The sequence below is a fragment of the Enterobacteriaceae endosymbiont of Donacia simplex genome, from assembly GCF_012568645.1.
GTDB lineage: Bacteria > Pseudomonadota > Gammaproteobacteria > Enterobacterales > Enterobacteriaceae.
This window is the reverse complement of the sequence record NZ_CP046192.1, coordinates 257750-271495: the sequence shown is the minus strand read 5'-3', so window position 1 is coordinate 271495 and position 13746 is coordinate 257750. Positions and strand designations below refer to the sequence as shown.

22 protein-coding genes are annotated in these 13746 nt (G+C 20.5%); 19 read left to right on the top strand and 3 right to left on the bottom strand.

Annotated features, from left to right (window positions below; all coding sequences use genetic code 11):
- The first annotated feature begins 21 nt into the window (after positions 1-21).
- The 13 genes from rpsH to rplQ are packed head-to-tail and all read left to right on the top strand — an operon-like array spanning position 22 to position 6909.
- Complete coding sequence (gene rpsH, locus GJU00_RS01295) at positions 22-408, top strand: 30S ribosomal protein S8 (RefSeq protein ID WP_246208894.1); 387 nt, start codon at positions 22-24, stop codon at positions 406-408.
- Positions 409-426: 18 nt separating this feature from the next.
- A complete protein-coding gene (gene rplF / locus GJU00_RS01290) occupies positions 427-960 on the top strand; it encodes a 50S ribosomal protein L6 (protein ID WP_168893514.1) in 534 nt (177 codons plus the stop codon).
- Between the two features lie 25 nt (positions 961-985).
- The gene (rplR, locus tag GJU00_RS01285) at positions 986-1339 is read left to right on the top strand and encodes a 50S ribosomal protein L18 (protein WP_168893513.1); all 354 of its coding nucleotides are present in this window, start codon (positions 986-988) and stop codon (positions 1337-1339) included.
- 20 nt (positions 1340-1359) lie between these two features.
- Positions 1360-1890, top strand: coding sequence for a 30S ribosomal protein S5 (gene rpsE / locus GJU00_RS01280; protein ID WP_168893512.1), 531 nt, complete (start codon positions 1360-1362; stop codon positions 1888-1890).
- Positions 1874-2053: a 50S ribosomal protein L30 gene (gene rpmD / locus GJU00_RS01275; protein ID WP_168893511.1), complete on the top strand. Its 180-nt coding sequence runs from the start codon at positions 1874-1876 to the stop codon at positions 2051-2053. Before rpsE ends, rpmD begins: the two co-directional genes overlap by 17 nt.
- Position 2054: 1 nt before the next feature.
- Complete coding sequence (gene rplO, locus GJU00_RS01270; protein WP_168893510.1) at positions 2055-2483, top strand: 50S ribosomal protein L15; 429 nt, start codon at positions 2055-2057, stop codon at positions 2481-2483.
- Between the two features lie 7 nt (positions 2484-2490).
- Positions 2491-3819, top strand: coding sequence for a preprotein translocase subunit SecY (gene secY, locus GJU00_RS01265; protein WP_168893509.1), 1329 nt, complete (start codon positions 2491-2493; stop codon positions 3817-3819).
- A 33-nt stretch (positions 3820-3852) separates the two neighbouring features.
- A complete protein-coding gene (rpmJ, locus tag GJU00_RS01260; protein WP_168893508.1) occupies positions 3853-3969 on the top strand; it encodes a 50S ribosomal protein L36 in 117 nt (38 codons plus the stop codon).
- A 51-nt stretch (positions 3970-4020) separates the two neighbouring features.
- Positions 4021-4377 carry a 30S ribosomal protein S13 gene (gene rpsM, locus GJU00_RS01255; protein ID WP_168893507.1) on the top strand — a complete coding sequence of 119 codons (357 nt, stop codon included), beginning with the start codon at positions 4021-4023 and terminating at the stop codon, positions 4375-4377.
- A gap of 30 nt (positions 4378-4407) precedes the next feature.
- Positions 4408-4797 (top strand): 30S ribosomal protein S11, encoded by a 390-nt coding sequence (gene rpsK / locus GJU00_RS01250; protein WP_168868042.1) that lies wholly within the window; start codon positions 4408-4410, stop codon positions 4795-4797.
- A 41-nt stretch (positions 4798-4838) separates the two neighbouring features.
- Positions 4839-5459: a 30S ribosomal protein S4 gene (gene rpsD, locus GJU00_RS01245; protein WP_168893506.1), complete on the top strand. Its 621-nt coding sequence runs from the start codon at positions 4839-4841 to the stop codon at positions 5457-5459.
- 22 nt (positions 5460-5481) lie between these two features.
- Positions 5482-6498, top strand: coding sequence for a DNA-directed RNA polymerase subunit alpha (locus GJU00_RS01240; protein WP_168893505.1), 1017 nt, complete (start codon positions 5482-5484; stop codon positions 6496-6498).
- 24 nt (positions 6499-6522) lie between these two features.
- On the top strand, positions 6523-6909 hold the full coding sequence (gene rplQ / locus GJU00_RS01235) for a 50S ribosomal protein L17 (protein WP_168893504.1): 387 nt from the start codon (positions 6523-6525) through the stop codon (positions 6907-6909).
- On the opposite strand, the gene fmt is transcribed toward rplQ, so the two are convergent.
- Both fmt and def read right to left on the bottom strand, forming a co-directional pair.
- Positions 6902-7879, bottom strand: coding sequence for a methionyl-tRNA formyltransferase (fmt, locus tag GJU00_RS01230; protein WP_168893503.1), 978 nt, complete (start codon positions 7877-7879; stop codon positions 6902-6904). The genes rplQ and fmt overlap by 8 nt on opposite strands.
- Positions 7876-8412: a peptide deformylase gene (gene def, locus GJU00_RS01225; RefSeq protein ID WP_168893502.1), complete on the bottom strand. Its 537-nt coding sequence runs from the start codon at positions 8410-8412 to the stop codon at positions 7876-7878. Before def ends, fmt begins: the two co-directional genes overlap by 4 nt.
- A gap of 122 nt (positions 8413-8534) precedes the next feature.
- On the opposite strand from def, the gene tsaC reads away from it, so the two are divergent.
- From tsaC to GJU00_RS01200, 5 genes are all read left to right on the top strand, one after another.
- Positions 8535-9095 (top strand): L-threonylcarbamoyladenylate synthase type 1 TsaC, encoded by a 561-nt coding sequence (gene tsaC / locus GJU00_RS01220; protein ID WP_168893501.1) that lies wholly within the window; start codon positions 8535-8537, stop codon positions 9093-9095.
- 2 nt (positions 9096-9097) lie between these two features.
- Positions 9098-9925: a shikimate dehydrogenase gene (aroE, locus tag GJU00_RS01215; protein WP_168893500.1), complete on the top strand. Its 828-nt coding sequence runs from the start codon at positions 9098-9100 to the stop codon at positions 9923-9925.
- A 30-nt stretch (positions 9926-9955) separates the two neighbouring features.
- Entirely contained in the window at positions 9956-10567 is a 612-nt protein-coding gene (locus GJU00_RS01210; protein ID WP_168893499.1) for a superoxide dismutase, read from the top strand.
- Positions 10568-10719: 152 nt separating this feature from the next.
- Entirely contained in the window at positions 10720-11634 is a 915-nt protein-coding gene (locus GJU00_RS01205; protein ID WP_168893498.1) for an ABC transporter ATP-binding protein, read from the top strand.
- Between the two features lie 24 nt (positions 11635-11658).
- Positions 11659-12432 carry an ABC transporter permease gene (locus tag GJU00_RS01200; RefSeq protein WP_168893497.1) on the top strand — a complete coding sequence of 258 codons (774 nt, stop codon included), beginning with the start codon at positions 11659-11661 and terminating at the stop codon, positions 12430-12432.
- A 78-nt stretch (positions 12433-12510) separates the two neighbouring features.
- Here the strand turns inward: GJU00_RS01200 and dksA are convergent, their stop codons facing one another.
- Entirely contained in the window at positions 12511-12966 is a 456-nt protein-coding gene (gene dksA, locus GJU00_RS01195; RefSeq protein WP_425482634.1) for an RNA polymerase-binding protein DksA, read from the bottom strand.
- 307 nt (positions 12967-13273) lie between these two features.
- On the opposite strand from dksA, the gene trxA reads away from it, so the two are divergent.
- Positions 13274-13606, top strand: a complete 333-nt coding sequence (gene trxA, locus GJU00_RS01190; RefSeq protein ID WP_168893495.1) for a thioredoxin — start codon at positions 13274-13276, stop codon at positions 13604-13606.
- Positions 13607-13746 lie beyond the last annotated feature (140 nt).

The window sequence follows — 13746 nt, the reverse complement described above, 5'->3', positions numbered from 1 at the left end:
TAGGAAAATTTTAATATGAGTATACAAAATCCAATTGCAGATATGTTAACACGTATCCGTAATGGACAATCATCACATAAATCTAAAATTTTAATGCAATATTCAAAAGTAAAAAAATCTATTGCTAATATTTTAAAAAATGAAGGATATATTAATAATTTTAATCTTATTAAAGAAAAAAAAATTTTATTAGAAATTACTCTAAAATATTTTAAAGGTAAGGGAGTTATCGAAAAAATTTATTGTGTTAGTCGTCCTGGATTAAGAATTTATAAAAAAAAAAAGTTTTTACCTAAAGTTATGGCTGGTTTAGGTATTGCTATTATTTCTACATCTAAAGGAATAATAACAGATTATACAGCACGTTATTATGGTATAGGTGGTGAAATTATATGTTATGTATCCTAAAATAAAGGTATATAAATCATGTCTAGAATAGCTAAAAAATTTATTGTTATTCCAAATAATATTAAAATCACTATTAATAAACAAAAAATAAATATTAAAGGTAATAATGGAATATTAGAAAATACTTTTAATAAAAAAGTTAAAATAATTTTTAAAAAAGATAAATTATTATTTGAACCAAAAAAAAAATGTAGAGAAGATTGGATCCAAGTTGGTACTGCTAGTTCTCTTATGAGATCTATGATTATTGGAGTAACAATAGGTTTTACAAAAAAATTAATATTATTTGGTGTCGGATATAAATTTTCAATAAAAAACAATATACTTAATTTAATATTAGGATTTTCTCATCCAATAAATTTTGTTTTACCTAAAAATATTATGGGAAAATGTTTAAATCAAAATGAAATACTTTTAACAAGTCCTAATAAACAGCTCTTAGGTCAAGTAGCTGCCAATATAAGATCTTATCGTCCTCCTGAACCATATAAAGGTAAAGGTATTCGTTATAGTAACGAAATAATTAAAATTAAAGAAACCAAAAAAAAATAAAATAAAAGGTTTTTAAAAAGGAATTATGAATATTAAAAAAATTGCTCGTATACGTAGAGCAACTAAATTTCGAAAAAATTTACAAAAATTTAAATTAATACGTTTATCAATACATCGTACTTCTCGTCATATATATGCACAAATAATCTCCGTAAATAATAAAGTTTTAATAACAGCTTCTACTTTAGAAAAAAAGATAAAAAAAAAATTAAAATATACTGGAAATATACAAGCTGCAATTTTTATCGGAAATAAAATAGCAAATAGGTCTATTAAAAAAGGTATTTTAAATATATCATTTGATCGTTCAGGTTTCAAATATCATGGACGTATTCAAGCATTAGCAAATGCTGCACGTCAAACAGGTTTAAACTTTTAACATTATTTCAAAAGAAAATTATGAATCTTTATAATAATAAATATCAAAATCATGAATTAAAAGAAAAATTAATTTCTGTTAATAGGGTATCTAAAACTGTTAAAGGAGGACGTATTTTTTCTTTTACAGCTTTAACTGTAGTTGGTAATGGTAAAGGAAGAATTGGTTTTGGATATGGTAAAGCTAAAGAAGTTCCTAATGCAATACAAAAAGCTATGGAAAAAGCTAAAAAAAATATGATAAATATCATTATTAATAATAATACAATTCAGTATCCTATTAAAGGATACCATACTGGATCTTTTGTATTTATACAACCAGCTTATGAAGGAACAGGTATTATTGCAGGTGGAGCTATGCGAGCTGTATTAGAAGTTGTAGGTATATATAATGTTTTAGCTAAAGCTTATGGTTCTACCAATCCTATTAATATAGTTAAAGCGACTATAAAAGGATTATCAAGTATCAATTCATTAAAAATGATTGCAGCTAAAAGAAATAAAACTATAGAAGAAATAAAAAGGAACATGAATAGTGTTAAAAAATATTAAAATTATACAAATTAAAAGTTCTATAGGTAGATTACCTAAACATAAAGCTATTTTAATTAGTTTAGGATTAAAGCATATTGGACATACTGTTATTAAAAAAAATACACCTAGTATTTTAGGAATGATTAAAAAAATATCTTATATGATAAAGGTGATATATTAATATGAATTTAAATAATTTGTTTTCTAAAATTAAAAAAAATAAAAAAAGATTAGGTAGAGGAATTGGATCTGGAAAAGGAAAAACAAGTGGTAGAGGTCATAAAGGACAAAAATCTCGATCTGGTTATAATATTAATAAATCATTTGAAGGAGGACAAAGTCCTTTACATAGAAGATTACCCAAATTTGGATTTAAATCAAAAAAAAAAAAATTTTTTAAAGAAATTAGATTAATAGATTTAGAAAAAACAAATAGTAATTATATTAATTTAGATGTTCTAAAATCTTCTAAAATAATTAGTAAAAAAATTAAATATGTTAAAATTATTAATAAGGGAAGTCTTACTTCTTCAAAAAAAATTATTAAATTAAACTGTACAGAAAGTGTTAAAGTAATTATAAAAAAATTAGGTGGTATAATTGAGGAATAAATAATACATGATTAAATCACTTAAACAATTAAATTTTCAAAGTACTAAAAAAGGTTTTACTGAATTAAAAGAAAGATTTATATTTTTAATAACTTCTATAGTTATTTTTCGTATAGGTTCATTTATACCTATTCCAGGTATTAATATTAGTATTTTACATTCTTTAATTATCAAACAGCATGGTACTATTATTGATATGTTTAATATGTTTTCTGGAGGTGCACTAAGTAGAGCTTCAATTTTTGCATTAGGTGTTATGCCTTATATATCTTCATCTATTATTATGCAACTTTTAACAGTAGTTCATCCTTTTTTTATTTCTTTAAAAAAAGAAGGAGAAGAAGGTAAAAAAAAAATTAATAAATATACTAAGTATAGTACATTAATTTTAGCTTGTATTCAATCTATAGGAATAACTACTGGATTACCTAATTTACCAGGTATGAATAATTTAGTAATAAATCCTGGTATTAGTTTTTTTATAATTTCTAATTTAAGTTTAATTACAGGTACTACATTTTTAATGTGGTTAGGAAGACAAATAACAAAAAGAGGTATTGGTAATGGAGTTTCTATTATTATAGTAATCGGTATAATTACTACTTTACCTTCTAATATAGGTCAAATTATTGAAAAAATAAAGCAAGGAGATTTAAATTTTTTTATTTTTTTTATTTTATTATTTTTTATATTTTTAATAACTTTATTTATTATATTTATTGAAAAAGGTCAAAGAAAAATTAATGTTCAATATGCTAGAAGATATTATGGAAAACAAATATATAATACACAACAAAATACTCATTTACCTTTAAAGGTAAACATGTCTGGAGTTATTCCTGCAATATTTTCTTCCAGTATTATTTTATTTATTTCTACTATATTTTCATGGTTTAGTAATATTACTAATTGGAATTGGGTTAAAAATATTGCTATGTCTTTACAACCTAGACAACCAATATATATTGGATTATATATTTTAGCAATTATATTTTTTTGTTTTTTTTATACTATTTTAGTTTTTAATCCGCAAGAAACTGCAGATAATTTAAAAAAATCTGGTGCATATATTTCAGGTATTAGACCTGGAGAACAAACTGCTAAATACATAAAAAAAATAATTATGAGATTAACATTTACTGGTAGTTTATATATTACTTTTATTTGTCTTATACCAGAATTTTTGCGTAATATAATTAATGTTCCATTTTATTTAAGTGGTACATCATTACTTATAGTAATAGTAGTAATTATGGATTTTATTACACAAATTCAAACATTAATTATGTCTACTCAATATGAGTCTATACTTAAAAAGATTAACTTTAAAGGATGATATTTATCAAATATTTTTTGGAGATATAATATAATGAAAGTTCGTACTTCAATAAAAAAATTATGTCGTAATTGTAAAATTATTCGTAGAAATAGAATAATATATGTATTTTGTAAAACAGATCCAAAACATAAACAACGTCAAGGATAATTATTTTATTTATCACAAAAACATATTATAAAATTAAAGAAAGGATGTAAAATGGTTCGTATAGCTGGAGTTAACATTCCTGATAATAAACGTATAATAATAGCATTAAAATATATTTATGGAATAGGTAAATCTCATGCAATTCGTATATGTAAGATAACTAATATTTCTCAAGATATGAAAATAAATAAACTTACAGAAAAAAAAATAGATTTATTAAGAAATATTATATCAAAATTTAAAGTAGAAGGAGATTTAAGAAGAGATATTAATTTAAATATAAAAAGATTAATTGACCTTGGTTGTTACCGAGGGTTACGCCATAAAAAAGGATTACCTGTTAGAGGACAACGGACAAAAACTAATGCACATACTAGAAAAAAATTATATAAACATTTTAAAAAATAATATTTTAATTATAAATAGATGGTATAAATAATGAAAAAAAAATCTTTACATTCTAAAAAAAATCCTAAAAAGCAAATTATAGATGGTATTGCTCATATACATGCTTCTTTTAACAATACAATTGTTACTATTACTGATAGACAAGGTAATTCTTTAGGATGTGCAACAGCAGGAGGTTCTGGTTTTAGAGGATCAAGAAAATCTACTCCATTTGCAGCACAAATAGCTGCAGAAAAATGTGCTGAAATTGTTAAAAATTATGGTATTAAAAATTTAGAAGTTATGGTAAAAGGACCAGGTCCTGGTAGAGAATCTACTATTAGAGCATTAAATAATGCTGGTTTTAAAATAACTAATATTACAGATATTACTCCTATTCCTCATAATGGTTGTAGACCTCCTAAAAAAAGAAGAGTATAAATAATTTTTTTTATTAATTTAAATATTTCAGGATTAAATAAATGGCAAAATATTTAGGACCAAAATTAAAGTTATCCCGAAGAGAGGGAACTGATTTATTTTTAAAATCTAATGTACGTGCTATTGATACAAAATGTAAATTAGAACAAGCACCAGGACAACATGGTATAAAAAAATCTAGATTATCAGATTATGGGATTCAGTTAAGAGAAAAACAAAAAATACGTAGGTTATATGGTATATTAGAGCGTCAATTTCATAATTATTATAAAAAAGCTTCACGTATAAAAGGTAATACTGGTTTTAATTTATTATGTTTATTAGAAAAAAGATTAGATAATGTCGTTTATAGAATGGGTTTTGGAGTTACAAGAGCAGAAGCTAGACAATTAATTTCTCACAAATCAATTAAAATTAATAATTTAATTGTCAATATAGCTTCTTATCAAGTTTCTTTAAATGACAAAATTTCTGTATGTGAAAAGTCTAAAAAACAATTAAGAATTAATGCTTCAATTGATTTATATTCACAAAGAGAAAAATCAAATTGGTTAGAAGTAGATAGTAAAAAAATGGAAGGTATTTTTAAAAAACTTCCTGAACGTTCTGATTTACCTGCAGATATTAATGAACATTTAATTATTGAGTTATATTCAAAATAATTTTTTAGAAGAGAGTATATAAATGGATCAAAATTCTGTTACAGAATTTTTAAAACCTCGATTAGTAAATATAGAGCATACTACTGCTCATACTATAAAGATAACTTTAGAACCATTAGAACGTGGTTTTGGTCATACTTTAGGAAATGCTTTAAGACGTATTTTATTATCATCAATACCTGGTTATGCAGTAACAGAAGTAGAAATAGAAGGAATATTGCATGAATATAGTATTAAAGAAGGTATTAAAGAAGATATTATTGAAATATTATTAAATTTAAAAAAATTAGCTATAAAAATAGAAAATAATAAAAAAGAGGTAATTTTATCTTTAAAAAAAACTGGTATTGGAATTGTAAAAGCTTCTGATATTGACCATGGTAATGATGTAGAAATTATAAATAAAGAACATATTATTTGCCATATTACAAATATAAATACATCAATTAATATGAAAATTAAAATAGAATTAGGAAGAGGATATGTAGCTGCTCATACAAAAATAAGTAATAATAAATTAAAAGATGATCATAAAATAGGTAGATTATTATTAGATGCATCTTATAGTCCTATAAAAAGAATTATATATAATGTAGAAGCAGCAAGGGTAGCACAAAGAACGGATTTAGATAAATTAATAATAGAAATGGAAACAAATGGAACAATTGATCCAGAACAGGCTATTAGAAAAGCAGCTACTATTTTATCAGAACAATTAGCATCATTTGTAAATTTAAAAGATATTAAACAGGAAGAAGAGATTAAAGAAGAAAAACCAGAATTTGACCCTATTTTATTACATTCAGTAGACGATTTAGAATTAACTGTTCGTTCTGCAAATTGTTTAAAAACTGAATTAATTCATTTAATAGGTGATTTAGTACAACGTACTGAAGTAGAATTATTAAAAACTCCAAATTTAGGGAAAAAATCATTAACAGAAATAAAAGATATATTAGCATCAAGAGGATTATCATTAGGAATGAGATTAGATAATTGGCCTCCAATTATAAATAATAATAAAAAAAATAATAAATAATTCATTTTAAATTAGGTAAAAAACATGCGTCATCGTAAAACAGGTCGTTATTTTAATAAAAATAGTACTCATCGTAGTGCAATGTTATATAATATGATTAATTCATTAATTAATAACGAAATTATTAAAACTACTTTAATGAGAGCTAAAGAACTTAGAAAAATAATTGAACCAATAATTACTATTGCTAAAAAAAATACTATTTCTAATAAAAGATTAATAAGATCTAAATTAAATAATAAAAATAATATTATAAAACTTTTTAATATTATTGCTCCTAAATTTCAAAATAGATTAGGTGGATATACACGTATAATAAAATGTGGCTTTCGTAATGGGGACAAAGCACCTATGGCATATATAGAATTAATAGGAAGAAAAATAGTTTTAAAAAATAAAAAAATTAAATAATTATATTATTTTTTTTAAAGAAGATTTTATATTGATTAAAATTTAAAAAATTTTGAATATTCATTTGTTTTTTACCACTAGGTTGAATAATTTGAATATTTAAAATTCCACTTATAGTATTTATTTGTATACCATATTTATTAATTAATAAAATAGTACCCGGTGTTTTAGTTATATAGTCATTATTAAAATTATTAATGACTTCTGCTTGCCAAACTTTAAATCTTTTATTCTTTATTATAAAGAAAGTTCCTGGACGAGGATTAAAAGCACGAACCATACATTCTAATTTTTTAGCTGGTAAATTCCAATTTAATTTACATTCTATTTTAGATATTTTTTTTGCATATGTAGGTTTTATCATTTTAATATTTTGAGATTTAAATTTTATTTGTTCCCCTTTTGAAATTTTTTTTATTATGAATAGTAAACCTTCTAATCCTAATATAGCTAATTTTTTATATAATGATCCGTATGTATCATATAATAGAATATTATATTCTATTTGATAAATAATATCACCTTCATCTAAAAAATTATTCATTTTAATAATACTAATACCTGTTTTTAAATCATTTGCTAATAAAGCTCTTTGTATAGGAGCTGATCCTCTCCATCTAGGTAATAATGAAGCATGTATATTTATACAAAATAATTTAGGTATATTTAATATTTTATTAGGTATTAATAAACCATAATCTACAACTACAATAATATCACATTGGTATTTAATAATATCTTTAATTAATTTTAAAGAATTTAGAGATTCTGGTTGTAATATATTTATTTTATATTTTATCGCTATTTTTTTTACAGAGTTAAAAGTTAATTTATAACCTCTATTAGCATAAGTATCTGGTTTTGTTATAACACAAGAAACTTTATTGTAAAGATTATTTATTAAACCTTTTAAATGATAAGCTGCAAATTTTGAAGTACCCATAAAAATAATTTTTATTTTTTTTTTCATTTTATATAATTCTGTTTTTTTAAAAATATTATTTTATGATTAAGTTTATTTATTTTATCACAAATTCTTTGATATTTTAAATTCGATAAATAATCAATAAATAAAATTCCATTTAAATGATCAATTTCATGTTGTATACAAAAAGATAATAAATTATTTGCTTCTAATTCTATAAATTCATTCATTAAATTTTGAGCTTTAATTATTATTTTTTTAGATCTTAAAACAAAATATTTTTGTTTAATAGGTATAGAAAGACAACCTTCATTACTATTAATTTTTAATTTATCAAATTTTATTATTTTAGGATTAATAAGAATAAGAGGATTATTTTTTTTTTCAGTTATATCAATAACAATAATTCTTTTATTTATTCCTATTTGCGTTGCTGCTAAACCAATACCATTATAAGAATACATTATTTCAAGCATATTATTTCCTAATAATTTAATATTATTATTAATATTTTTAATAGATTTAGCTATATTTCTTAATTTTTTATTAGGAAAATATAATAATTTTATTATAGACATAATAGATATCTTTTTTTTTAAAACAATTTTGTAATAAAATAAAATTTTTTTAATCTTTCAAACATTCATATTATTAATATATAATTCATTTATTATTATATCAAATTATTTATAAAAAATTTATGGATATAAAAATTTTTATTGATGCACTAAAAATGGGTAAAATTATTGCTTATCCTACTGAATCTGTATTTGGACTAGGATGTGATCCAGATAATAAAAAAGCAATAAATAAATTACTAAAAATAAAAAAACGTAGTGTAAAAAAAGGGTTAATTTTAATTGCTTCTAAATATAATCAATTATTAAAATATATAAATGAAAAAAAAATTCTTAAAAATCAAAAAAAAAAAATTTTATCTACTTGGCCTGGCATGATAACATGGCTTATGCCTATTTCAATAAATACTCCTTATTGGTTAACTGGAAATTTTAATTCTATAGCTGTTCGTGTAACTAATCATTATTTATCAAGTAAATTATGTGATTATTTTGGTAAACCTATTGTTTCTACTAGTGCAAATATTTCGGGAATGAAACCATGTTTAACTTATCAAGAAGTATTGTATCACTTTTATGATATTAAAGAAAATATTTTAATTTTAAATGGAAAAACAGGAGGATATTTAAAACCATCAGAAATTAGGGACAGTTTTACTAATTTAGTTATTCGAAAAGGATAAATATGAAAATATTTGCAGTATTTGGAAATCCTATAAAACATAGTAAATCTCCAATCATACATAAATTATTTGCAAAACAAACAGGAATATTACAAAATTACACAAAAATTTATGTTAAAAAAAATAATTTTAATAAAAAAATTCTTGATTTTATTAAAAATGGAGGTGTAGGTGCAAATATTACAATTCCTTTTAAACATGAAGCATATAAATTATGTAATATTTTAACAAAAAGAGCACAACAAGCTGGTGTAGTTAATACAATAAAAATTATAAATTCTAAAAAGATTTTAGGTGATAACACTGATGGTATTGGTTTATTAAAAGATTTAAAAAATTTAAAATTTATAAATTCTACAAGTAATATCCTATTAATAGGTGCTGGAGGAGCTGCACAAGGAATTATAATGCCATTAATTAAATTTGGGTGTAATATTACAATTATTAATCGTACTTATGAACGTGGTAAAAATCTTATTAAATATTTTAATAATATAAAAAATCTTAATTGTCTTAAATTAGAAGATTTATTTAAAAAATATGATCAGATCAAGTATAATTTGATTATTAATGCAACGTCTAGTAGTCTTATGGGAGAAAATATATTTAATATTCCTTTATCAATTATTAAACCTGATGTTTTTTGTTATGATCTTTATTATAATTTTACTATTACTCCTTTTTTAGAATGGTGTACTATTCATGGAGCTAAAAAAATATCAGATGGTATTGGAATGTTAATTGAACAAGCAGCATATTCTTTTTATTTATGGCATGGTATTATGCCTAATACTAAAAAAATAATTCAAAAATATAAAAAATATAATTAATATTTAATATCATTTTTTTAAAGGATTTGTATGACTTATAAATTACCAGATTTATTATATAAATATTCTGATTTAGAACCATTTTTTGATACAAAAACAATGGAAATACATCATCAAAAACATCACCAAAATTATATTAATAATACAAATTCCATACTTGAAAAAAATAATATAAAAGATATGAAAATTAATACATTAATATCTAGTTTAAATAAATTATCTATTTCTAAATCACAAAAAATTATTTTACGTAATAATGCAGGAGGACATGCTAATCATAGTTTTTTTTGGAAAATTTTAAAAAAAAATACTCAACCTAACAATATTATTTTAAATATTTTAAAAAAAGAATTTAATAGTTTAGAAAATTTTAAAAAAATTTTTGAAAATATTGCTTTAAATTTTTTTGGATCTGGATGGATTTGGGTTGTTAAAAAAGATAATTTATTAAAAATAATTACGACAGTAAATCAAGATAATCCATTAATGAATAATAAAACAATTGTATGTCCTATAATAGCATTAGATTTATGGGAACATTCATATTATTTAAAATATCAAAATCAAAAAAATTTATATATTAAAGCTTTTTGGAATATTATAAATTGGGATAAAGTAACACAATTATTATTAAATAAATAATTGTTTATGATGTATTTTATTTTAAAATAAAATACATCATTTTAAAAAAAAAAATTTTGTTTTTTTTTTTTAAAATCATATAATGAAATATTCAATATTATAAAATTAAAAATATTTAATAATTTTAATTTTTAAAAATAAAAAACATTATTATGTCTTATGCATTAGAAATTACAAATTTATCTAAAATTTATCCTAATAACTTTCAAGTTTTAAAAAATTTTAATTTAAAAATTAAAAAAGGAGATTTTTATGCTTTATTAGGTCCTAATGGAGCTGGAAAAACAACAATTATTGGTATAATTACTTCTTTAATAAATAAATCTTCAGGAAAAATAAAAATTTTTGGATTAAATATTAAAAAAAATACATTTAAAACTAAAAAAAAAATAGGACTAGTTCCTCAAGAATTTAATTTTAATCCATTTGAAACAGTATTACAAATACTAGTTAATCAAGCTGGATATTATGGTATAAAAAAACTAGAAGTTATCACAAAAATTAAAAAATACTTAAAAATATTAAAATTATGGAAAGAAAGAAATCAAAAAGCAAAAAATTTATCAGGAGGAATGAAACGTTGTCTAATGATAATTAGAGCATTAATTCATAGTCCTAAATTATTAATTTTAGATGAACCTACTGCTGGTATTGATCTAAAATTACGTCATTATATATGGTCTTTTTTTAAAAAAATAAATATTAAAAAAAACATTACAATTATTTTAACAACTCATTATCTGGAAGAAGCTGAATTTTTATGTAGACATATTGGAATTATAAATAATGGAATATTAATCGCTAATTATGCCATAAATAAATTATTTAGTAAATTAAAATTTGAAGTTTTTATTTTAGATTATATAAAAATAAAAAATATTATTCCTAAAATAAGTGGCTATAAATATAAAATTATTAATAATTCTCAATTAGAAATTAAAGTAATGAAAAAACAAAATTTAAATAATATTTTCGAGCAACTAATAAAACAAAATATTAAAATTATTAGCATAAAAAATAAATATAATAGATTAGAAAAATTATTTATGGATTTTACTAAAAATTAAATTTTTTATAAAAAGGATTATTAAATGAAATTACATCCATATATAATTATATTATTTACAATTTGTAAAAAAGAAATAAATCGATTTATGCGTATTTGGATACAAACTATACTTCCTCCTATTATGAATATATCTTTATATTTTATTATATTTGGGAAACTACTTAATCTACATATTAATAAAATATTAGGATTTAGTTATATACAATTTATTATACCTGGATTAATTATGATGAGTATTATTAATAATTCATATTCTAATGTAGCTTCATCTTTTTTCGGAGCAAAATTTCAACATTATATAGAAGAATTATTAATAGCACCAGTACCAACTAATTTAATTATATTAGGCTATATTAGTGGTGGTATAATAAGAAGTTTTATTATTTGTATTATTTTAACTTTAATTTCTATGTTTTTTATTTCTTTACATATATATTCTTGGTTTTTTTTTATAATTATTATAATATTAACATCTATTTTATTTTCTTTAGCTGGATTATTAAATGCGATTTTTGCTAAAAATTTTGATGATATTAACTTTATACCTACATTTATATTAACTCCTTTAACATATTTAGGTGGGGTTTTTTATTCAACATCAATTTTACCTACATTCTGGAAAAAAATAATAAAAATAAATCCTATTTATTATATTATTTCTGGATTTCGTTACAGTTTTTTAGGTATAAAAACAGTTTCATTATTTTTAACTATAAATATTTTATTTTTTTTTATTCTAATTTTATATTTATTTACTTTTATTTTAATTAAAAAAGGTGTAGGGATACGTAAATAAAAAAACTAAAAAATTTTAAATATAAATAAATATTATTTATTAAAATAATTAATAATATGTTATTAATTATGTTTTGTTTTATTCAGCTATTTGTTTTGCTCTTATTTCTGCTAAAGTTTTACAATCAATACATAAATTTGCTGTTGGATGTGCTTCTAATCTTTTTAATCCAATTTTAATTTCACAACAGTCACAATAACCAAAATTTTTTGTATTAATTTTATTTAATGTTATTTCTATTTTTTTTATTAATTTTCTTTCTCTATCTCTATTACGTAATTCTAAATTAAATTCTTCTTCTTGTGAAGCTCTATCTATTGGATCGGGAAAATTAGATGTTTCATCTTTTATATAAGATGATGTATTATTAATTTTACTATTTATTTTATTTTTCCATGATTCTAAAATTTTTTTAAAATGTAATAATTGTTTTTTATTCATATATTTTTCATTAATTTTTAATTTATACGGAGATACTCCAGCAATAGATAAAATATTTAAAGAAGATAAAAAATCATTGTTTTTTTTCATTATTTCTCCTAATCTTATGTTAATAATAAATATTATATTATAAAATAATAAATTTTTTTTTAATTAATAAACAATTAATATTAACATATTAATAATAATAATATTATATTTATATGGATTTTTTATATTTATAAAACATTAGATATTATCTTGTAATATAATTATTATTCATATATAATAAAACCAAGATTTTATTTAATTATTTTTGAAAATTAATGTATTCAAAATAGTTTATTTTAAAATCAAGATATTTATAAATTTTTTATAAAAAATAATTAGATAATAATATTCATATAGGAATGTTAAATTCATGCAACATAAAACTAATGTTCTAATAAATTTAAATGATAAAAATTTTCAATCTGAAATAAAAAAAAGTAATTTAGTTTTAGTTGATTTTTGGGCTGAATGGTGCAACCCATGTAAGATATTTTCTCAAGTATTAGAAGAAGTATGTTATAAATATAAAAATATAATTTTTGCTAAATTGAATATTGAAAAATATAAAATTATTGCAGAAAAATATAATATTCGTAGTATACCAACAATTTTATTATTTAAAAATGGGAATATTATTGATAAAATAATTGGTTCTATAAATAAAATACAATTAGAAAATTTTTTAAATAAAAATTTAAAATAATTTATTTTTATATTTTAATATTACGTATTTTTTTTACAAAAGGAAAAATATGATTATTAATATTATATTTTTAAATAATAAAATATTTAAATATTTTTATTATTTTAAATGTAAATATTATTGTATTTTTTAAAATTTTA

Bases quoted from the DNA above. Each gene is read 5' to 3' on its own strand.
- def (WP_168893502.1), bottom strand. From the start codon at position 8,412: ATGTCTATAATAAAATTATTATATTTTCCTAATAAAAAATTAAGAAAT.
- rplF (WP_168893514.1), top strand. From the start codon at position 427: ATGTCTAGAATAGCTAAAAAATTTATTGTTATTCCAAATAATATTAAA.
- tsaC (WP_168893501.1), top strand. From the start codon at position 8,535: ATGGATATAAAAATTTTTATTGATGCACTAAAAATGGGTAAAATTATT.
- rplQ (WP_168893504.1), top strand. From the start codon at position 6,523: ATGCGTCATCGTAAAACAGGTCGTTATTTTAATAAAAATAGTACTCAT.
- rpsE (WP_168893512.1), top strand. From the start codon at position 1,360: ATGAATCTTTATAATAATAAATATCAAAATCATGAATTAAAAGAAAAA.
- rplR (WP_168893513.1), top strand. From the start codon at position 986: ATGAATATTAAAAAAATTGCTCGTATACGTAGAGCAACTAAATTTCGA.
- rpsM (WP_168893507.1), top strand. From the start codon at position 4,021: ATGGTTCGTATAGCTGGAGTTAACATTCCTGATAATAAACGTATAATA.
- rpmJ (WP_168893508.1), top strand. From the start codon at position 3,853: ATGAAAGTTCGTACTTCAATAAAAAAATTATGTCGTAATTGTAAAATT.
- secY (WP_168893509.1), top strand. From the start codon at position 2,491: ATGATTAAATCACTTAAACAATTAAATTTTCAAAGTACTAAAAAAGGT.
- fmt (WP_168893503.1), bottom strand. From the start codon at position 7,879: ATGAAAAAAAAAATAAAAATTATTTTTATGGGTACTTCAAAATTTGCA.
- trxA (WP_168893495.1), top strand. From the start codon at position 13,274: ATGCAACATAAAACTAATGTTCTAATAAATTTAAATGATAAAAATTTT.
- GJU00_RS01240 (WP_168893505.1), top strand. From the start codon at position 5,482: ATGGATCAAAATTCTGTTACAGAATTTTTAAAACCTCGATTAGTAAAT.
- GJU00_RS01205 (WP_168893498.1), top strand. From the start codon at position 10,720: ATGTCTTATGCATTAGAAATTACAAATTTATCTAAAATTTATCCTAAT.
- aroE (WP_168893500.1), top strand. From the start codon at position 9,098: ATGAAAATATTTGCAGTATTTGGAAATCCTATAAAACATAGTAAATCT.
- rplO (WP_168893510.1), top strand. From the start codon at position 2,055: ATGAATTTAAATAATTTGTTTTCTAAAATTAAAAAAAATAAAAAAAGA.
- GJU00_RS01210 (WP_168893499.1), top strand. From the start codon at position 9,956: ATGACTTATAAATTACCAGATTTATTATATAAATATTCTGATTTAGAA.
- GJU00_RS01200 (WP_168893497.1), top strand. From the start codon at position 11,659: ATGAAATTACATCCATATATAATTATATTATTTACAATTTGTAAAAAA.
- rpsD (WP_168893506.1), top strand. From the start codon at position 4,839: ATGGCAAAATATTTAGGACCAAAATTAAAGTTATCCCGAAGAGAGGGA.
- rpsK (WP_168868042.1), top strand. From the start codon at position 4,408: ATGAAAAAAAAATCTTTACATTCTAAAAAAAATCCTAAAAAGCAAATT.